Source organism: Mesorhizobium sp. WSM4808, from assembly GCF_055811675.1.
The window spans coordinates 113,294-130,773 of sequence record NZ_JBVVQX010000014.1 but is presented as its reverse complement, the minus strand read 5'-3'; the positions used below and the strand labels follow the sequence as shown (position 1 = coordinate 130,773).

The window sequence follows — 17,480 nt, the reverse complement described above, 5'->3', positions numbered from 1 at the left end:
CGACGCAGGGTGGCATCAAGCAATAGGCGATACCAAGGAATGAAAGGACGAACGTGAAAGAGCTCAAAGTCGGCTGCCAGACCTTCACCTGGGAAATGCTGGGAGACCGGTTTACCGGCGGCCCCGACGATCTGCTGAAGGCGATCGCCGATGGTGGCTATGCCGGCATCGAGATCACCGACACCATGATCGGACATTATGGCGACAAGCCGGAGGAGTTCGCCGCCGCGCTGAAGGCGTCGGGGCTGACGCTGGTTTCCTTCGCCTTTGGCTCGAACAGTGGTTTTACGCTGAAGGAGGAGATCGGCGCCGACCTCGAAACCGCCAAGCGCTGGATCGATTTCGCCGGCGCCTTCCCCGGCGCGCTGGTGTCGATGGGCTCTGCAACGGCGGTGTCCGACGGCCCGCGCGAGGACAAGTTCGCCATCGCGGCCGAGGTCTACAACAAGGCCGGCGAGATCGGACGCAAGGCCGGCGTCCAGGTTGCGGTGCATCCAAGCTCGCACCACAACACGCTGCTATTCGACCGCGCCGATTACGACACGATCTTTGCCTTGCTCGACCCCGACCTGGTCGGCTGGGTGCCGGATACCGGCCATACCCTGCGCGGCCACAAGGACATGTCCGATACGCTGCGCACCTACCGCGACCGCATCCGCTACATCCACCTCAAGGACGTCGATGCCAACGGTACCTGGGCCATGCTCGGCAAGGGCGTCTGCGACACCCCGGCGGTCATCGAGATCGCCAACACCGCACCGCGCTTCAACGGCTGGCTGGTGCTGGAGGAAGAATCCGAAACGGCCGCCGCCGATCCTGCCGGCGCGGTCAAGACCAACCGCCAGACTATGCGCAGCTACGGCGCCTGAAGAACGAGACGATGATCAAGAAACAGGACAGACGCCTCAGGGTCGGCGTGCTCGGCTGCGGCCCCATCGCGCAGTTCGCGCATCTGGAATCCTGCGTCAAGGCCGGCAATGCCGACCTCTACGCCATCTGCGACGCGGCACCCGATCTGCTTGCGCGCATGGGCGCCACTTACGAACCGCAGAAAATGTATTCCGACTATGAGGCAATGCTCGCCGATCCCGAGCTGGAAGCGGTGATCGTCGCCACGTCGGACGCCTATCATGTGCCGATGTCGATCAGGGCGCTCAACGCCGGCAAGCATGTTCTCTGTGAAAAGCCGATCGGCACCTCGGTCGAGGAGGGCGAGGCGCTGGCCGAAGCGGTCAGGCGCTCGGGCAAGATCCTGCAGGTCGGCCACATGAAGCGCTTCGATCCGGCACTGGAGGCCGCGCGCGACTTCGTTCGCGACGAGATCGGCGAAGTGCTGGCGCTGAAGGCCTGGTACTGCGATTCCACCCATCGCTACACCAACACCGATGCCGTGCAGCCGCTGCCCGTCACCAGCAGGCTAGCCAGGAAGCCAGCCGGAAATCCCAAGGCCGATCTCAGGCAATACTTCATGCTGGCCCATGGCTCGCATCTCGTCGACACGGCGCGTTTCCTGTGCGGCGATATCGTCGCCGTGCGCGCCCGCCTCAATGAGAAATTCGGCGCCTATTGCTGGTTCGTCGAAACCGAGTTCGCCAGCGGCGCGCTCGGCCATCTCGACCTGACGGTTGCCGTGCGCATGGACTGGCACGAAGGTTTTCAGCTCTATGGCGAGAACGGCTCCGTTATCGCCAGGACATTCAACCCTTGGTACTTCCGCGCCAGCGAGGTGGAGATATTTCACGAGAAGACCGCCACGGCCCACAAGCCGCTCGGCGCCGATGGCCATTTCTTCCGCCGCCAGCTGGAAGGTCTTGCCGACACAGTCCTGAACGGCACGCCGATGCGTGGCGCCAATGTCGAGGACGGCATCGCCTCGATCCGCGCCATGGTCGCCATCGCGCGTTCGGTGGTATCAGGCGAGCGAGTCGAACTCGCCTCGGTGTCGGGGGCGGTGTGATGCGTCTCGGCATTTTCGCCAAGACCTTTGCCGGCACCGATCCGGCCGCCGTGCTGGCTGCGGTGCGGCAAGCTGGCTATGAGACGACGCAGTTCAATCTGGCCTGTGCCGGCCTGCCGTCGATGCCGGATGCTGTGCCGGCGGACGCCATCGCCTCCGTCCGTGCCGCCGCGCAGTCGAACGGCGTTTCACTCGCAGCACTGTCGGGCACCTACAACATGGCGCATCCCGACAAAGCCGTGCGCGACGACGGCCTCAGGCGCCTCGCCGTTGTCATCGAGGCTGCTGCTGCCCTCGGCATCCCGCTGGTCACGCTCTGCACCGGCTCGCGCAACGCCGCCGATCAGTGGGCCTATCATCCCGACAATGCCGATCCGGCCGCCTGGTCCGACATGGCCGCCGAGATGGCGAAGGCGCTGGCGCTGGCCGAAGGTGCCGGTGTCGATCTCGGCATCGAGCCTGAGCAGGCCAACATCGTCACCTCGGCCAGGGATGCGACCCGGCTGATCGCCGAGATGGGATCGAAGCATCTGAAGATCGTGCTCGATCCGGCAAACCTGTTCGAACACGCCACGCCCGGCGAGGCGCGCGCTATCGTTGCCGCCGCGATCGACGAGGCCGCCGGCCACATCGCCATGGCGCATGCCAAGGACCGTCATGGTGACGGTCGCTTTGCCACATCAGGACAAGGCATTGTCGATTTTCCGGATTTTGTTGCACGGCTAAAGGCAGCGGGCTTCGACGGACCGCTTGTCACCCACGGCCTGTCCGCCGACGAAGCCCCCGATGTCGCCGCCTTTCTGCGAAGGCTCCTCTGATGGGCGCCGCCCCGACGATCCTGCTTCGCGACGATGCAGCGCTTCGTGTCTTCGACGCGGGGCAGGGCAGGCTTCCCGTCGTCTTCCAGCATGGCCTCGGCGGTGACGCAGCGCAGGTCGCGCAGAACTTTCCCGATGGTCCTTCATACCGTCGGCTGACCGTCGAATGCCGAGCGCAGGGCGGTTCCGGCGCCGGTAGCAAGCGCCCGTTTTCGATCGCGATGTTCGCCGATGATGTGCTGGCCGCCGCGGATGCGGCCGGCCTCGACCGTTTCGTCGCCGGCGGCATCTCGATGGGTGCGGCCATTGCCTTGCAGCTTGCCGCCCGGCACCCGGACCGGGTCGCCGGTCTCCTGCTTGTGCGCCCTGCCTGGGCTTTCGATGCGGCGCCGCAAAACATGCGCCCTTACGTGGAAGTGGCGGAGCTCATCCTCAGCCGTCCTTTATCGGAGGCGCGAGATATCTTCGCGGCGTCCGCGACGGCCGCCCGCTTTCACACCGAAGCGCCGGACAATCTTGCTTCCCTGCTCGGCTTCTTCGCGCGCGAAAACGCGCCCGTCTTCGCCGAGGTGATGCAGGCGATCGCAGAGGATGGACCTGGCGTGACGCGGGCAGCCGCCGCTGGCCTTGCGTTCCCTACGCTCGTCATCGGCAGCGGCATCGATCTCGTCCATCCGCTGGCCGCCGCCCGCAGCCTCGCCGACGCCATCCCCAATGCGACCTTTGCCGAGGTGATGCCGAAGGCCACCGACAAGGAGTGCCATTTCGCCGAAATTCGCGCCGCCATCGCGGACTTTCTCGACATGAATTTCAACAACCAGGACCAGTCATGATCTCGAAACCTCTCTCAGGCCCGGCCGCCATCGCCGCATTGCCGCGCGACCGGATGATCGCCGAATTCTCGCTCTGGTCGGCCAATCTCGCCAATTTCGAAAACGACTTGAAGCGCATCGAGCCCTATGTCGATCTTCATCATATCGATGTGGCGGACGGTCATTTCGCACCGTCCTTCCTGTTCTTCCCCGATCTCGTCGCCCGCATTGCGGGGCTGACGGCGAAACCCATCCATGTCCACCTGATGGTCGATGAAGCAATCGTCGAGGCGCAGACGCGCCAGTTCATCGAAGCCGGCGCCGACATGATCAGCGTCCATGCCGAGAATGGCGAAGCCGGATTGCGCGCCGTGCGGCTGGCGCGGGAGCTCGGCGCCGAGGCCGGCGTCGTACTCAGGCTGGAGACGCCTGTGGAAGCAGTGACGGCCTTCGTCCCGGAAGCCGCCTTCGTGACGCTTCTTGGAACCGCAATCGGCGTCAAGGGACAGAGCCTGTCGGACAAGGCCTGCGACAGGCTGGGCGCTGCCCGCGCCATCCTGAGAGAGGCCGGCCGCGAGGCGCAAGTGGTTCTGGCGGCCGATGGCGGCATCCGCCACGAGACCGTGCCGTTGCTGCGTGCCGCCGGGGCCGAAACCGTGGTTCTCGGTTCGCTCGCCTTCGGTGACAAGGACCTCGCCGGCCGCATCGGCTGGCTGCACGGCTTGAAGGTCGCGGCATGACATCAGAAGCCGCCCTTGCGATCGATCTTGGCGGGACGGAGCTTCGCGCCGCCCTGGTCGACCGCGACGGCAAGATCCTGGCATTCGCGGCGGTGCCGACGCAGGCGCAGGCCGGTCCCGATGTGGTGATCGGCCAGATCGAGGCGTTGGCGGCGACAGTCCATGCCGAGGCCCCGGCACTTTCGATCGTCGGCGTCGGCGTCGGTGCACCGGGGCCGCTCGATCCGCTGGCCGGCATCGCCGTCGGCCCGCCGACGCTCGCCGGCTGGCTGGACGTGCCGCTTGCCGACATCCTGGAACGGCGGCTCGGCCTGCCGGTGCGGCTGGAGAACGACGCCAATGCCGCGGCGCTCGGCGAATGGCGCTTCGGCGCCGGCCATGGCGCTCGCTCGCTGGTCTTTGTCACGGTTTCGACCGGCATCGGCGGCGGTGTCGTCGTCGACGGGCGCATCCTGCATGGCCGCCGTGGCCTTGCAGCCGAGATCGGTCACATGACCATCACCAATGAAGGCGAGCGCTGCGTATGCGGTGTCGTTGGCTGCTTCGAGGCCATCGCGTCGGGAACGGCACTTGGCCGCCGCGCCAGCGCCGCCACGGCAGCCGGAGACGGCTCTACCTTGCGACGCTTGTCAGCGGACGCGGAGGTGACCGGCCGCCATGTCGTCGAGGCGGCACGGCTGCAGGACGCTCTTGCCTCGGCCTTGCTGGAGGAGGAAGCGCGCTGGCTGGGCATTGGCTTCACCAATCTCCTGCATCTCTATTCGCCCGATGTGCTGGTCGTCGGCGGTGGCATCGCCAATGGGCTCGATCTGATGCTGCCGACCATCGAGGCGACCATCAGGCAACGGGCTATGCGCGCCTATCGCGACGTGCCGGTCGTTCAGGCCCAGCTCGGCCGCCATGCCGGGCTCGTCGGCGCCGCCAGCCTTGTGCTGTTCGACGACGGGGGCACTTTGGCAGCCCGCATGCCTGTTGGCCCAAGCACGTTTCCGGACACGCCGCTGAGCAAGACCGGCACGGTCTGACGTTGCGACCTGCATGACAAAGGCCAGAGGCAGCACGCCTCCGGCCTTTTACGCATTGACCGCGCGTCATTACTCGGCGGGAACAACGTCCGCCGGCAGGCTATCGTCGGCCGTGCCCGCCAGCGCTCTGGCCAGCTTGGCCTCGTCGAGTTCGCCTTCCCAGCGAGCCACCACCAGCGTGGCGACAGCATTGCCGACGAAGTTGGTCAACGCCCGGCACTCCGACATGAAGCGGTCGGCGCCGAGGATCAGCGCCATGCCGGCGACCGGCACCGCCGGAACCACCGAAAGCGTCGCCGCAAGGGTGATGAAGCCCGCTCCGGTGATGCCCGCGGCACCCTTGGAGGAAAGCATGGCCACCAGCAGCAGCAGGATCTGGTCACCCATAGACAGGTGGATGTTGGTCGCCTGTGCGATGAACAGCGCCGCCAGCGTCATGTAGATGTTGGTGCCGTCGAGGTTGAAGGAATAGCCGGTTGGGATGACCAGGCCGACGACCGAGCGCTTGGCGCCGGCCTTCTCCATCTTTTCCATCAGCGAGGGCAGGGCGGCTTCCGATGAGGAGGTGCCCAGCACCAAAAGCAGCTCTTCCTTGATATAGCGGATCAGCGACAGGATGGAGAACCCGTTGTAGCGGCAGACCGCGCCAAGCACGACGAACACGAACAGGAACGACGTCACGTAGAAGGTGCCGACCAGCATAGCGAGATTGATCACCGCGCCGATGCCGTATTTGCCGATGGTGAAGGCCATCGCGCCGAAGGCACCAATGGGGGCCGCCTTCATCAGCACGCTGACCAGCTTGAAGATCGGTGTCGTCAGCGCCTGCAGGAAATTGAGCACGGGCGTGCCCTTGTCGCCGACCAACGCCAGCGCGATGCCGAACAGCACCGAGAAGAACAGCACCTGCAGGATGTCGCCGTCGGCGAAGGCGCCGACGATGGTCGACGGGATGATGTTCATCAGGAAGCCGGTGACCGACTGGTCGTGCGCCTTGGCGGCGTAATTGCTGATGGTCGAGGCGTCGAGCGTCGCCGGGTCGATGTTGAAGCCGGCGCCCGGCTGCACGACATTGGCGACGACAAGGCCGATGATCAGAGCCAGCGTCGAAAAGGTGAGAAAATAGAGCATCGCCTTGCCGGCGACACGTCCGACCTTCTGCAGGTCGCTCATGCCGGCAATGCCCGTAGTCACGGTCAGGAAAATGACCGGGGCGATGATCATCTTGACCAGCTTGATAAAGGCGTCGCCGAGCGGCTTCATGCTCTCGCCGACCGACGGATAGAAATGGCCGAGCAGGATGCCGACGGTAATCGCGACGAGCACCTGCACGTAGAGTTGGGCATAGAAAGGCTTGCGCTGCGCGGCAAGCGCGCCTGATTGGTCTGCGATGTGCATCGAACTCTCCCTGGCCGGATGGGGCGGAGCGCCCTGCGTGACTTCTCCCATCGCGGCGCTCCGGTCGCACGCCGCTGCCAGGGAGTTTTGCAAGCGCTGTGCCAGTTCGCGGAAAGGCCGGAACCACGGGATTTCCGCCTTTGTCTGACGTCATGCGGCCAAAGCCTGTGCGGATTTCCGCACAGGCAGTGTTTGCCTGGGCGGATTTTCGCATTACACTGGCCGAAAGGCCGCGAGCAAAGGGGAGAGGGCAGACGCCGCAAGCAGGCACCGATAGCGGATTCTCTGGATTTGCCGGCCGTGGATTGCTGCGCGAGGCCGTGGCGCGGCTGCGCGATGGCCGCTGGGTTGCCGTGGTCGCCGCTCTTGCATTTCTGGCCGGCGCGATCGCCATTGCCGGGCGCATCGCCTCCGGCCAGGCGGCCGATAATCTGCGTGAGACGGCACTCGCCGCACTGCCGCTGGCGGCGGGAACCCTGACCGGCGAAATCGAAAAGCAGCGCCTGGTTCCACTGGTGTTGGCCAGAGACGATGCGGTGCGCGGCGCTCTGCGCCGGGCCGGAAAAATGAAAGAAAAGGCCCTCAACGACAAGCTCAAGTCGATTGCCGGCGATGCCTCGGCATCCGCCATCTACATCATCGATACGGCAGGCATCGCCATATCAGCCAGCAATGCCCACGAACCGGCGAGCTTTGTCGGCATCGATTACAATTTTCGGCACTATTTCCAGGAAGCGATGAGCAAGGGTGCTGCCAGCCAATATGGCCTCGGCACAATCAGCGGCAGACCGGGGCTGTACCTTGCCAGCCGCGTCGACGATGGCGGCAAGCCGCTCGGCGTTGCGGTGCTGAAGGTCGAACTCGACGGCGTCGAAGCCAATTGGCGTTCCAGCGGTTTCCTTGTGTTCATCACTGATGAACGCGGCGTGGTGCTGGCTACCAGCCAGCCCGACTGGCGGTTCCGTGCGCTGGCGCCACTGTCGGCCGAGGACACCGCCGCAGCCCACGAGCAGCTCCAATTGGCCGATGCAGGCTTCGAGCCGCTGCCGATCCGGCGCGGCGCTGGTGACGGCCTGGCGACGATCGACAACGCGGGAAAACCGCGCCAGTTCGTCGAGGTGGTGCAGGATTTGCCCGCTGCTGTTCCTGGCTGGCGTCTCTGGCTGCTCACTCCCGCCGACGCTGCTCTTTCATCGGCCGCCAACACGGCGCGGCTCACCACGCTGCTTGGTCTGCTGCTGATAGGCCTGCTTGCCTACGTGCTGACCCGGCGCCGGCGAACGCGCAGGCTGAGGCAAGAGGCGCTGGCGCGGATGAATGCCGAACTGGAGAGCCGAGTCAGCACGCGAACGGCCGAGTTGACCCGCTCCAACACCGCACTTGCCGGTGAAATCGCCGAGCGCGAGAATGCTGAAGCCAAGGTGCGCCGGCTGCGCGACGACCTCGCCCAGGCCAACCGGCTTTCCATCCTCGGCCAAATCGCCGCCGGCGTGGCGCACGAGATCAACCAGCCGGTCGCCGCTATCCGCACTTATGCCGAGAATGCGGGCCGCTTTCTCGAAACCGGCAAAACCGAACCGGCCAGCGGCAATCTGACGTCGATCGTGTCGATGACCGAACGCATCGGCGCGATCACCAGCACCTTGCGCACTTTCGCCCGGCGGCCGGGTGTCGCCGCTTCGCCGCTGCCGGTGCGCGAGGCGATCGACGGTGCGCTGTCGCTGCTGTCCGGCCGCATCCGCGATTCCGGCGTGACCATCGTCAAGCCGCGGGGCACCGCCTCGCCGGCGGTCATGGCGAGCCGCATCCGGCTGGAGCAGATCCTGGTCAATCTGTTGCAGAATGCGCTGGACGCTATGAAGGACCAGCCCGATCCGCGCATCGAGATCGAGCTTGCCGAGCGCGACGACAGGGTGCTGATTTCGGTGCGCGACAACGGCCCAGGTCTCGGCCCGGAAGCAGCCGGCAATCTGTTCATGCCGTTCCAGACCACCAAGGAGAAGGGGCTTGGCCTCGGGCTGGTGATCTCGCAGGAGATCGCCCAGGAGTTGGGCGGCACGCTGCGGCTCGATCCCGGCAATGGCATCGGCGCATCCTTCACCATCGATTTGAGGCGAATTGAATGATTGAGGGATCAGGGCTGGTGGCGCTCGTCGACGACGATGCGGACCTGCTGCACGCCACAACGCAATTGCTCGAGCTTGCCGGCTTCGCTGTGGTCGCGCGCGACGCCGCCGAGGCAGCGCTTGCCGTCGTCGACAGGACCTTTGAAGGCGTGGTGGTCAGCGACATCCGCATGCCGGGCATGAACGGGCTGCAGCTGTTCGATCGCATCAAGGCGATCGACCCGGACATACCCGTGATCCTGGTCACCGGCCATGGCGACGTCGATCTCGCAGTGGCCGCGCTCAAGGACGGTGTCTACGATTTCATCTCGAAACCCTATGCCGGCGACCGCCTTGTCGAGGCGCTGAAACGGGCGAGTGAGAAGCGACGGCTGGTGATGGAGAACCGGCGGCTGCGCGAAGCCGCGGCCCTCGCCACTGACGGCCTGCCGCTGATCGGCGAGGCTCCTGCCATCAAGCGACTGCGCGAGACCTTGCGCCAGATTGCCGACATGAACGTCGATGTGCTGGTCGAGGGAGAAACGGGAACCGGCAAGGAAGTGGTGGCGGACCTCCTGCACAGATGGGGGCGACGGCGCGCAAAACCCTTCGTGGCACTGAATTGCGGTGCGCTGCCGGAGACGGTCATCGAGAGCGAGTTGTTTGGCCATGAGGCGGGCGCGTTCACCGGCGCGCAGCGGCGGCGGATCGGCAGCATCGAGCATTCCAGCGGCGGCACGCTGTTTCTCGACGAGATCGAATCCATGCCGCCGGCGCTCCAGGTCAAGCTGCTGCGCGTGCTCGAAACACGCAGCCTCACTCCACTTGGCTCGAACGACATCAGGCGCATCGATCTCAGGGTCGTCGCCGCGACCAAGGTCGATCTGGGGCGGTCGGACCAACGCGGTGATTTTCGCGAGGATCTGTATTTTCGCCTTAACGTGGTGACGCTGCGCATCCCGCCGCTGCGCGAGCGTCGCGGCGATATCCCGATGCTGTTTGGGCATTTCCTGGGCAAGGCGGCAGAACGGTTCGGCCGGCCTGTCGCGAAGATGAACGCTGCGGTCAGCGATCATCTCCAGTCGCATGACTGGCCAGGCAATGTGCGCGAGCTTGCCCATTTTGCCGACCGTGTTGCGCTCGGCCTCGGTCCGGAAGATGAGAGGAGGGCGGTCTCCGCGCATTCGCCGGAGCCTACGGCAGCATTGCCAGAACGGGTCGGCCAATACGAAGCACAGCTCATCCGCGACGCGCTGCGCGACCATGGTGGCGAGGTGCGCAGCGCCATCGATGCGCTGGGCGTGCCGCGCAAGACCTTTTATGACAAGCTCAAGCGCTACGGCATTGCCGCATCAGAGTTTCGCAATGGCGGTGATCCGGATACGTAGCCCATCCCGGAAAGGGTAATGTCTCAGTTTGAATTCAGAAGATCGTCGGTCGCGTTTGAGGCGCAGGCGAAACCGCCTATACCTCGTGGAAAGGAAGGGAGGAGCGTGTCCTGAAGGTTAAAGTTCTCGTTCTTGGATGGCTCGGCCTATTATTCGCGGGGTTGCTTATCCTCCAAGTTTTCCTGGGAGAACGCCACGGAGGGGGCTTCCTGTGGGCGGCGATCATCGGCTTTACTTGGGCGATTGCTTATTGGCCGGTTACATTGATTGTGCTCGGCTTAGGATTTTGGGCGTCAGACTGGTGGTTGAGGCAGGGGTAAACGCCCAAATCAAACTGGGACACTACCCGGAAAAGCGATGAACACGACACTGGAAACGACGGCAAATCCCTTGCCGGAAGACCTTACCTTTCTCGCCGAAAGGCTGGCGGCGTTCAACGACGGTGATGTCGGCGCTTCCGAAAGGAAGGCGCTTGCCGTGTTTGTGCGCGACGAGGATGGCGCGGTCGTCGCTGGCATTTCCGGTTACACCGCCTGGGGCTGGCTCTACCTGCAATGGCTCTGGGTCGATGAGCGGCTGCGCGGCCAGCACATTGCCGGCAAGATGCTGGATGCGGCCGAACAGGAAGCCATGGCACGCGGTTGCCGGAATGCCTGGATCGACACCTTCAATCCGAATGCCGCCAAGGTCTACCAGCGTCAGGGTTACGAACCCTTTGGAACGCTTGCCGATTTCCCTATCGGCCGCAGCCGCATCTTTCTACAGAAGAGGCTGGCGTTGGTCTGATCCATCCCTGCGGAACCGGGATGGACTGTCTTCCTGCCTGACCCGCAATCCGAACGAAGGTGGTTATGGTCCGGCGGACCGTTACTCGGCCGGAACCAGGCCTGGGTCTCCCATCGGGCTTGCTCTGGTTTCCTTGCGTGCCGACGCACGGGCGAGCACGCTTTGGCGGTTTACGGATCTGCGCTCGGCATCGATGCGATGGATCAGGATTTCCGCACGCTCGATCGACCCGAGCAGGGCCAGGATCGTGCCGCGTTCGGCGGCACCGGCATTCGGTCCGAGCGCCAGCGTGCGGGCACGCAGTTCCTCGACCCCAGGCAGATTTACATGGCCGGCCGGCATCTGCGGGCTGGAAATTCCGTAAGTTGGCAAGATTTCGCGCAGCGACGTGTCGAGCTTGTTCAGCGCGACGTCGACGATGGCTTGCGCTGGGTTGCTGAACTTCTCGCGCCTGACGCGGCGCGCCACCTGATGCATCGATTCCGTCAGGGCGGCCGTGAAGTCGGCTTCCTCGATCAGGCTGGCGATCAGATCGAGCTGTTCGTAAGGCAGATCCTCCTTCATCAGCGCGGCGGTGTAGGCGCGGATATCGCGGCTGAGGATGTCGGTCGCCAGATAGTGCTCGCCCGGATCCGACGGCGCCTTCTTGGAAGAGCGTGCGATGTCGAGGAACATGGCGCCGGCCTCCAGATGGCGGGCCGTCTCTTGCTGCACGGCGGGAATGGCCTTGGCAAAATCGCTGGCCAGTTTGCGGTCGAGGAATTTCGGCGTCGAGAAATCCTCCGCGTCGTCGGCATCCGTGTGGCCGACACGCGATAGCGCCCGCTCGAACACGCCGATGAACGGGAACAGCAGCACTGTGTTGAAGACGTTGAAGAAGGTCGAGTAGAGGCCGACCGCGACCGGCACCAGGGGGAAGGTCTCCTTGCCGTCGACAATCACCGGAACGGCCGGATCGCCGCCGAAGAACTGCATGGCCCATTCCAGCACCTGGATGGAGACGAAGAACAGAGGGATGGTGATGCACACCCCGATGATATTGAACGAGATGTGCGCATAGGCGGTCCGCTTGGCGTTCTTCGAAAGGTTGAGCGAAGCCATCCACGACGTGATCGTGGTGCCGAGATCGGCGCCGAGCGAGAAGGCGACGGCGGTTGTCCAGTCGAGAATGCCCGCCGCGCCAAGGCCCATGACGATGCCGATCGTCGCCGAGGACGAGTGGATCATCGCGGTCACGCCGGCGGCGATGAACACGCATTTGAAAAGGTTGAGGTAGGAGTCGGCCGTCAGCGTCTGCAGCAGCGCCATGACTTCCGGCAGGTTGCGAAGCGGACGCAGGCCGCCGGTCATCAAATTGAGGCCGTAGAAGATCAGAGCGAAACCCATGCAGGCGAGCGCTATGTTCTTCACCTTTTCGCTTTTGGCGAAGCAGTAGACCAGCGAGAACACGCCGGCCAGGATCAATCCGAGCGGACCGAGCGGCAGGGCGATGAGCCCGTTGCCGAGCGTGGTGCCGATGTTGGCGCCCATGATCACGCTGATCGCCGGCCGCAGGGCGATGACACCGGCATTGACCAGCCCGACGACCATGACGCTCATCGCCGTCGACGACTGGATGACGCCCGTGATCAGCGTTCCCGCCAGCACGCCTTTGACCGGCGTACCGGCTGCCTTGGCGAGAAAGTCGCGCATCCGGTTGACCGACAGCGCCTGGATGCCGTTTGCCATGAAATCCAGACCGAGCATGAAGATGCCCAAGCCGCCGATCACCGGCACGAGGATGTCCTTGAAGATATCTATGTCCATTTCAGGCAGGCCCCCAACAAGTCGCCACGACGACGCGGTATGAAGTTCGGTTGCTGCGCAAGGCAGCTTTCGTTCGGGTCAGTTTCCGACCGGCAATTGCCTTGCCCAATACTGTTCGATCTGGCCAATGAGCGCTTTCGGCAGCGGCACATAGCCGAGTGCGGTGGCGTCGCCGGCACCTTGCGCGAAGGCGAGCCGGAAAAGATCATGCACGCGGCGATAGCGATGTTCCGAACGCCCCGCGACCTGGACAACGGCGAACACCGCCGTGCTGATCGGGTACGCACCATCTCCGCTGCGATTGGTGAGGGAGGCGAAGAAGTCGGTCGTTTCCCCCCAGGCGACGGAGGTGGCCGCTGCTTGCACGCCCTGCGGGTCCGGTTTGACGAACTTGCCGGATTTGTTCTGGACCGCTGCGAAGGGAAGGCCGGCGCGAAGAACCTGGCCGTATTCGGCGTAGGCAATCGCCCCCTTGCTCGCAGCCACGGCACGAAGAAGCGCTTGCGTACCTTCCGCGCCTGTCCCGAGCGGCCAGTCGATCAGAGTGTCGGCTCCAGGCTTCGTCTTCCAGTCTTCGCTTGTCGATGACAGAAACTCGGTGAAGACATAGGTTGAGCCCGAACCGTCCTGCCGGTGGATGACGCTGATGGCGAGATCGGGAAGGGCTATGTCGGGATTGAGCACCCTTATCGCAGGATCGGACCAGGACTTTATCTTGCCCAGATAGATGTCGGCGATCACCGGGCCGGAGAGGCGCAGACCTTGCTCCGGCAGGCCATCGAGATTGGCGACCACCGCGATCCCGCCCATGACGATCGGAAATTGCTGCTGGCCGTTCCTGGCGAGATCATCAGCCGGCACGGGAACATCCGTGGCGGCGAAAATCCAGTTCGGGCTGCGCAAGCCGCATCAGGCCGGCAAGGGATCCGACCGGTTCATAATCGACGGTCCAGTCCAGCGTGAAGAAGTCGCCGCCGTCGGCGCGTGCAGCCTTGTATGTCGTTGCCCACTTGCCGATGATCGGCGCGGCCAGTGTCGACCCCGCACCGCGAATGGGCTCAGCCCGCGCAGCGGATCCGATCATGGCCCCGATGATTGCAAGGGCGAGCGCAGCTGCCACCCCCGAAATCGTCGGCCGTGCACCGCGCAATAAGGCTAAACCTGCTGACAACATAAATTGAATCCCAACTATACTGCCGCCGCTATGCAGGCACGCATCAATGGCCATACGCCCGCGAAATGAGGCGTCAGCTGAAAACAAGATCGCTGTTGTCTTGTATTAATTCTTCTTAACGGTTGGATGACAGTGGGTCCCGGCGGAAAAGCTTTTCGACTATTCCGAAGACCTTTCGACTGCAAAACCTGAGCAAAAAGCCGCATCGCCTGAAAGTCGGCCGGGCGGGAAAGGTCATCCCATCCCGTTCCGGGATGGAAGAGGCTCTAACTGGCGAGTTTTCCGCCCCGCATCGGCCGCGGTGCGCCGGTCGTGCTCGGAAAGCTGATTGGCAGGCCGCGCAGCACGCGCACCGCGAGGAAGGCAAAACACTCCGCCTCGACCGCATCGCCGCTCCAGCCGAGGCTCTCGGCCTGCACCACTTGGACGCCGGCACGGCTGGTCAGCATCGCCATCATGGTCGGGTTGTGGCGGCCGCCGCCGCTGACCACCAGTTTTTTCGGACGGCTTGGTAAGAGGTCGAGTGCCTTGCCGACGGCTCCAGCGGTAAAGGCGGTCAGCAGTGCCGCGCCATCCTCCGCATCCAGCCCGTCCGCCATGGCGGCGCCGAAGTCGAAACGGTCCAGCGATTTGGGATAGGGCTTGTTGAGATAGGGGTGCTGCAGCAGCTTGGCCAGCCGCGCCTCGTCCACCTTGCCCGCACCGCCGAGCGCGCCGTCGCGGTCCATCTCGCCGAGCCCTTTCGACTTGATGAAATCGTTCAGCGGTGCGTTGGCCGGTCCGGTGTCGAAGGCAACGACATTGTCGATGCCATCCCACCAGGTGATGTTGGCGACGCCGCCGAGATTGAGTACGGCCACCTCGCCATTGGCGCCGGCGCCACGCATCAACGCCGTGTGATAGACCGCGGCCAGCGGCGCGCCTTGCCCCCCGGCGCGCATGTCGGCCGAGCGGAAATCGTAAGCGACCTTGGTACCCAATATGGCATGCATCAGCTCACCATCGCCGAGTTGCCTTGTCTGGCCCAGCCGTCCAACCTGCGGCGCGCGATGCAGAACGGTCTGGCCGTGAAAACCGACGACGCCGATATCGGCCATCGTCATGCCATAGCCTTCGACCAATTCCTTGACGGCTGCTGACTGGGCACGCGTCAGGGCTTCCTCCGCGGTGTGGAAGATCGCCGGCTCCGGCCCGACAAAGTTCCACGCCCGCGCCTCCGTCAGCGTCTCTTCCAGCAGGGAGCGGATCGACGGAGGATAGGGCATCAGCCGGTAGGTGCCGAAATCCTCGATACGTTCGCCGTCGGTCTTGATCAGCGCGACGTCGATGTTGCCGTCCAGCACCGTGCCGGTCATCAGGCCGACGGCCCAGATTGGTTCCATGGTCGTTTCCTTGTTGAGCATGATCTTTTCCGAAAACCGTTTCCCACTTTTCGGGACCACGCTCCAGTCCCATTGATGAGATCGCCGACAGCTTTGCGAAACCTGACGATTCTACCGTCAAAATATTGGTCTAATGAATCCGGGCGGCGGGCAAGGTCCAAGCCTTGCCACTTTCGAAGTGGCGGTCTCGGTGCTGAAGGCCGAGCGGCTTTCGTAGCGCCACAGGCGATGTTGGACCGCGCAACGTCGTTTCTGCAGCCCGTCTGGTTCAACAGCCACCGAGATGCCACCTCTTGCCTGTCAGCCCCGAAGGCGCGACCTTGTCTGATCTGGCGAACGCTTCCGCCGAAATCCGCAAGGGAGAGAAAATCATGACCTCATCCGATGTGGCCGTTATTGCAGGCGCGGGCGCTGGTCTGAGCGCCTCGCTTGCGCGCCTTCTCACCCGCGAAGGCATTCGCGTGGTTCTGGCCGCTCGCAACGTCGAGAAGCTCAGCGCTCTGATCGACGAAACCGGTGCTCTGGCCGTTGAGACGGATGTCGCCGACGCTGCGTCCGTCGCCAGGCTGTTCGACACCGCCGACAAGGCCGGCACGCTGGCGCTCGTGGTGTTCAACGCCAGCGCACGCACCCGCGGCCCGATCGCCGAGCTCGATGCGGAAGCGGTCAAACAGGCATTGCTGGTCGGCGCCTATGGCGGCTTCCTGGTCGGCCAGCAGGCGGCGCGCCGGCTGCTTGTCCGGGGATCCGGTTCGATCCTGTTCACCGGCGCCACCGCCAGTGTGAAGGGCTTTCCCGGCTCGGCCGGCTTTGCCCTGCCGAAATTCGGCCTGCGCGGCCTGGCGCAGTCCATGGCCCGCGAACTCGCCCCGCAGAACATCCACGTCGCCCATTTCATTCTCGACGGCCAGATCGCGCCGCCCGGACAGGCAGCCGATCCCGACCTACAGGACCGCCGCCTGTCGCCGGATGCCATCGCCGAGGCCTATCTCGCGGTCCATCGCCAGCATCGCAGCGCCTGGAGCTCGGAGCTTGAGTTACGGCCTTGGGTCGAGACGTTTTGACAATCCAGACGATCGCCCGGCGGGAAGCAACGCGATCCTTCCGCTTTTCCTATATATTAGGAAATGCTGATATTTTGTGGCGCTAAGCTGCTTGTCCAATACATAAAAAGGCACAGTGTAATATATACGTTTGTTTAACGCGGGTTGTGCATGTTGCAGCTTTCCCGGGTTAATTGAGAACGCGCATGTCGGTTACACGTCGTACACTGCTTGCGGCCGGGAGCGGCGGGTTGCTGATCTCGCAAGCCCGCGCAGCCAGCACTCCGGGACAGCAGGCGGAGAACGCCCCTCAACCTATCGCGAGCGGCGATGCATTGCGCATCGCAATGCCGGCCTTCGCTTCCAATCCGTTCTTTCCGTCCGACGGATCGGGGGACGATGGCATAGACATGGAGTTGGCCCACGGCATCGCCGCGGCCCTTGGCGTCGAGCCGGTATTCGACCGATCCGCCGCAACGTTCGACGATATCGTCAGACAGGTCAGTTCCGGACAGGCCGACATGGCGATTGGCAAGCTTAGCCGGACGCTTCAGCGCGGCCGGTCGATCATATATTCCCGCCCCTACGCCATGCTGCGACAAGGGCTGATCGCCAACCGCCTCAACCTGGCGCGTATCGCGCAAGGCAAACCGGCCGAACAGATCGTCCGTGATTTCTCAGGCGATCTTGGCGTGATCGAGGGCTCTTCATTCGCCACCTATGCGGCCACGACCTTCCCGCATGCGCAAATCCACCGCCTGGCAAGCTGGGATCTGATCATCGATGCGATCCGAAACGGGACGATCGACATGGCCTATCGCGATGATTTCGAGATCAAGAAGCTGATGGTCGACGATCCGTCGATGACGGTCGTCGCGCGCTCGATCACGCTGACCGACAAGGTCGATACGATCGCAGTCGGCGTGCGGCCCGACAATCCGCACCTCGCGGCCTTTGTCGATCTCTATCTCGATCTCGCGCGGGGTCAGCAGATTCTCAACACGGATGAGATCATCGCCCGCTATCGCCTGGGGAGCAAAGCCTGA

At 63.9% G+C, this 17,480-nt stretch carries 16 protein-coding genes; 11 read left to right on the top strand and 5 right to left on the bottom strand.

Going from position 1 to position 17,480, the window contains the following annotated elements; all coding sequences use genetic code 11:
• The first annotated feature begins 95 nt into the window (after nucleotides 1–95).
• The 6 genes from AC0L2U_RS24230 to AC0L2U_RS24205 are packed head-to-tail and all read left to right on the top strand — an operon-like array spanning nucleotide 96 to nucleotide 5,352.
• Complete coding sequence (locus AC0L2U_RS24230) at nucleotides 96–869, top strand: sugar phosphate isomerase/epimerase family protein (protein WP_473602771.1); 774 nt, start codon at nucleotides 96–98, stop codon at nucleotides 867–869.
• Between the two features lie 11 nt (nucleotides 870–880).
• Nucleotides 881–1,957: a Gfo/Idh/MocA family protein gene (locus tag AC0L2U_RS24225; RefSeq protein WP_127319216.1), complete on the top strand. Its 1,077-nt coding sequence runs from the start codon at nucleotides 881–883 to the stop codon at nucleotides 1,955–1,957.
• Complete coding sequence (locus AC0L2U_RS24220) at nucleotides 1,957–2,775, top strand: sugar phosphate isomerase/epimerase family protein (protein ID WP_127319214.1); 819 nt, start codon at nucleotides 1,957–1,959, stop codon at nucleotides 2,773–2,775. The genes AC0L2U_RS24225 and AC0L2U_RS24220 overlap by 1 nt, the downstream gene beginning before the upstream one ends.
• Nucleotides 2,775–3,608: an alpha/beta fold hydrolase gene (locus AC0L2U_RS24215; protein ID WP_473602757.1), complete on the top strand. Its 834-nt coding sequence runs from the start codon at nucleotides 2,775–2,777 to the stop codon at nucleotides 3,606–3,608. The genes AC0L2U_RS24220 and AC0L2U_RS24215 overlap by 1 nt, the downstream gene beginning before the upstream one ends.
• Complete coding sequence (locus AC0L2U_RS24210) at nucleotides 3,605–4,327, top strand: ribulose-phosphate 3-epimerase (protein ID WP_128289613.1); 723 nt, start codon at nucleotides 3,605–3,607, stop codon at nucleotides 4,325–4,327. The genes AC0L2U_RS24215 and AC0L2U_RS24210 overlap by 4 nt, the downstream gene beginning before the upstream one ends.
• A complete protein-coding gene (locus AC0L2U_RS24205; RefSeq protein ID WP_128364476.1) occupies nucleotides 4,324–5,352 on the top strand; it encodes an ROK family protein in 1,029 nt (342 codons plus the stop codon). The genes AC0L2U_RS24210 and AC0L2U_RS24205 overlap by 4 nt, the downstream gene beginning before the upstream one ends.
• 69 nt (nucleotides 5,353–5,421) lie before the next feature.
• Here the strand turns inward: AC0L2U_RS24205 and AC0L2U_RS24200 are convergent, their stop codons facing one another.
• A complete protein-coding gene (locus AC0L2U_RS24200) occupies nucleotides 5,422–6,750 on the bottom strand; it encodes a dicarboxylate/amino acid:cation symporter (RefSeq protein ID WP_473602756.1) in 1,329 nt (442 codons plus the stop codon).
• A 167-nt stretch (nucleotides 6,751–6,917) separates the two neighbouring features.
• Between AC0L2U_RS24200 and AC0L2U_RS24195 the strand changes: the two genes are divergently transcribed.
• The 3 genes from AC0L2U_RS24195 to AC0L2U_RS24185 all read left to right on the top strand — a co-directional run bounded on the left by AC0L2U_RS24195 (nucleotide 6,918) and on the right by AC0L2U_RS24185 (nucleotide 11,029).
• The gene (locus AC0L2U_RS24195) at nucleotides 6,918–8,876 is read left to right on the top strand and encodes a sensor histidine kinase (RefSeq protein ID WP_473602770.1); all 1,959 of its coding nucleotides are present in this window, start codon (nucleotides 6,918–6,920) and stop codon (nucleotides 8,874–8,876) included.
• The gene (locus tag AC0L2U_RS24190) at nucleotides 8,873–10,243 is read left to right on the top strand and encodes a sigma-54-dependent transcriptional regulator (RefSeq protein WP_292338011.1); all 1,371 of its coding nucleotides are present in this window, start codon (nucleotides 8,873–8,875) and stop codon (nucleotides 10,241–10,243) included. Before AC0L2U_RS24195 ends, AC0L2U_RS24190 begins: the two co-directional genes overlap by 4 nt.
• A gap of 357 nt (nucleotides 10,244–10,600) precedes the next feature.
• Entirely contained in the window at nucleotides 10,601–11,029 is a 429-nt protein-coding gene (locus AC0L2U_RS24185; protein WP_128288134.1) for a GNAT family N-acetyltransferase, read from the top strand.
• A gap of 81 nt (nucleotides 11,030–11,110) precedes the next feature.
• On the opposite strand, the gene AC0L2U_RS24180 is transcribed toward AC0L2U_RS24185, so the two are convergent.
• The 4 genes from AC0L2U_RS24180 to AC0L2U_RS24165 all read right to left on the bottom strand — a co-directional run bounded on the left by AC0L2U_RS24180 (nucleotide 11,111) and on the right by AC0L2U_RS24165 (nucleotide 15,391).
• The gene (locus AC0L2U_RS24180) at nucleotides 11,111–12,835 is read right to left on the bottom strand and encodes a Na/Pi cotransporter family protein (RefSeq protein WP_128288133.1); all 1,725 of its coding nucleotides are present in this window, start codon (nucleotides 12,833–12,835) and stop codon (nucleotides 11,111–11,113) included.
• Between the two features lie 78 nt (nucleotides 12,836–12,913).
• Nucleotides 12,914–13,696, bottom strand: coding sequence for a phosphate ABC transporter substrate-binding protein PstS (pstS, locus tag AC0L2U_RS24175; RefSeq protein ID WP_473602755.1), 783 nt, complete (start codon nucleotides 13,694–13,696; stop codon nucleotides 12,914–12,916).
• Complete coding sequence (locus AC0L2U_RS24170; protein WP_473602754.1) at nucleotides 13,686–14,009, bottom strand: hypothetical protein; 324 nt, start codon at nucleotides 14,007–14,009, stop codon at nucleotides 13,686–13,688. Before AC0L2U_RS24170 ends, pstS begins: the two co-directional genes overlap by 11 nt.
• A gap of 266 nt (nucleotides 14,010–14,275) precedes the next feature.
• Nucleotides 14,276–15,391, bottom strand: coding sequence for an anhydro-N-acetylmuramic acid kinase (locus AC0L2U_RS24165; protein WP_473602753.1), 1,116 nt, complete (start codon nucleotides 15,389–15,391; stop codon nucleotides 14,276–14,278).
• A 371-nt stretch (nucleotides 15,392–15,762) separates the two neighbouring features.
• Between AC0L2U_RS24165 and AC0L2U_RS24160 the strand changes: the two genes are divergently transcribed.
• Together AC0L2U_RS24160 and AC0L2U_RS24155 are read left to right on the top strand one after the other, a co-directional pair.
• Nucleotides 15,763–16,455, top strand: a complete 693-nt coding sequence (locus AC0L2U_RS24160; RefSeq protein ID WP_127811083.1) for an SDR family NAD(P)-dependent oxidoreductase — start codon at nucleotides 15,763–15,765, stop codon at nucleotides 16,453–16,455.
• 185 nt (nucleotides 16,456–16,640) lie between these two features.
• Complete coding sequence (locus tag AC0L2U_RS24155; protein ID WP_164873890.1) at nucleotides 16,641–17,480, top strand: substrate-binding periplasmic protein; 840 nt, start codon at nucleotides 16,641–16,643, stop codon at nucleotides 17,478–17,480.

Coding starts and splice junctions, on each gene's coding strand:
- AC0L2U_RS24185 (WP_128288134.1), top strand. CDS start 10,601: ATGAACACGACACTGGAAACGACGGCAAATCCCTTGCCGGAAGACCTT.
- AC0L2U_RS24205 (WP_128364476.1), top strand. CDS start 4,324: ATGACATCAGAAGCCGCCCTTGCGATCGATCTTGGCGGGACGGAGCTT.
- AC0L2U_RS24165 (WP_473602753.1), bottom strand. CDS start 15,391: ATGGAACCAATCTGGGCCGTCGGCCTGATGACCGGCACGGTGCTGGAC.
- AC0L2U_RS24170 (WP_473602754.1), bottom strand. CDS start 14,009: ATGTTGTCAGCAGGTTTAGCCTTATTGCGCGGTGCACGGCCGACGATT.
- AC0L2U_RS24225 (WP_127319216.1), top strand. CDS start 881: ATGATCAAGAAACAGGACAGACGCCTCAGGGTCGGCGTGCTCGGCTGC.
- AC0L2U_RS24200 (WP_473602756.1), bottom strand. CDS start 6,750: ATGCACATCGCAGACCAATCAGGCGCGCTTGCCGCGCAGCGCAAGCCT.
- AC0L2U_RS24210 (WP_128289613.1), top strand. CDS start 3,605: ATGATCTCGAAACCTCTCTCAGGCCCGGCCGCCATCGCCGCATTGCCG.
- AC0L2U_RS24220 (WP_127319214.1), top strand. CDS start 1,957: ATGCGTCTCGGCATTTTCGCCAAGACCTTTGCCGGCACCGATCCGGCC.
- AC0L2U_RS24215 (WP_473602757.1), top strand. CDS start 2,775: ATGGGCGCCGCCCCGACGATCCTGCTTCGCGACGATGCAGCGCTTCGT.
- AC0L2U_RS24160 (WP_127811083.1), top strand. CDS start 15,763: ATGACCTCATCCGATGTGGCCGTTATTGCAGGCGCGGGCGCTGGTCTG.
- AC0L2U_RS24230 (WP_473602771.1), top strand. CDS start 96: ATGCTGGGAGACCGGTTTACCGGCGGCCCCGACGATCTGCTGAAGGCG.
- AC0L2U_RS24155 (WP_164873890.1), top strand. CDS start 16,641: ATGTCGGTTACACGTCGTACACTGCTTGCGGCCGGGAGCGGCGGGTTG.
- AC0L2U_RS24190 (WP_292338011.1), top strand. CDS start 8,873: ATGATTGAGGGATCAGGGCTGGTGGCGCTCGTCGACGACGATGCGGAC.
- AC0L2U_RS24180 (WP_128288133.1), bottom strand. CDS start 12,835: ATGGACATAGATATCTTCAAGGACATCCTCGTGCCGGTGATCGGCGGC.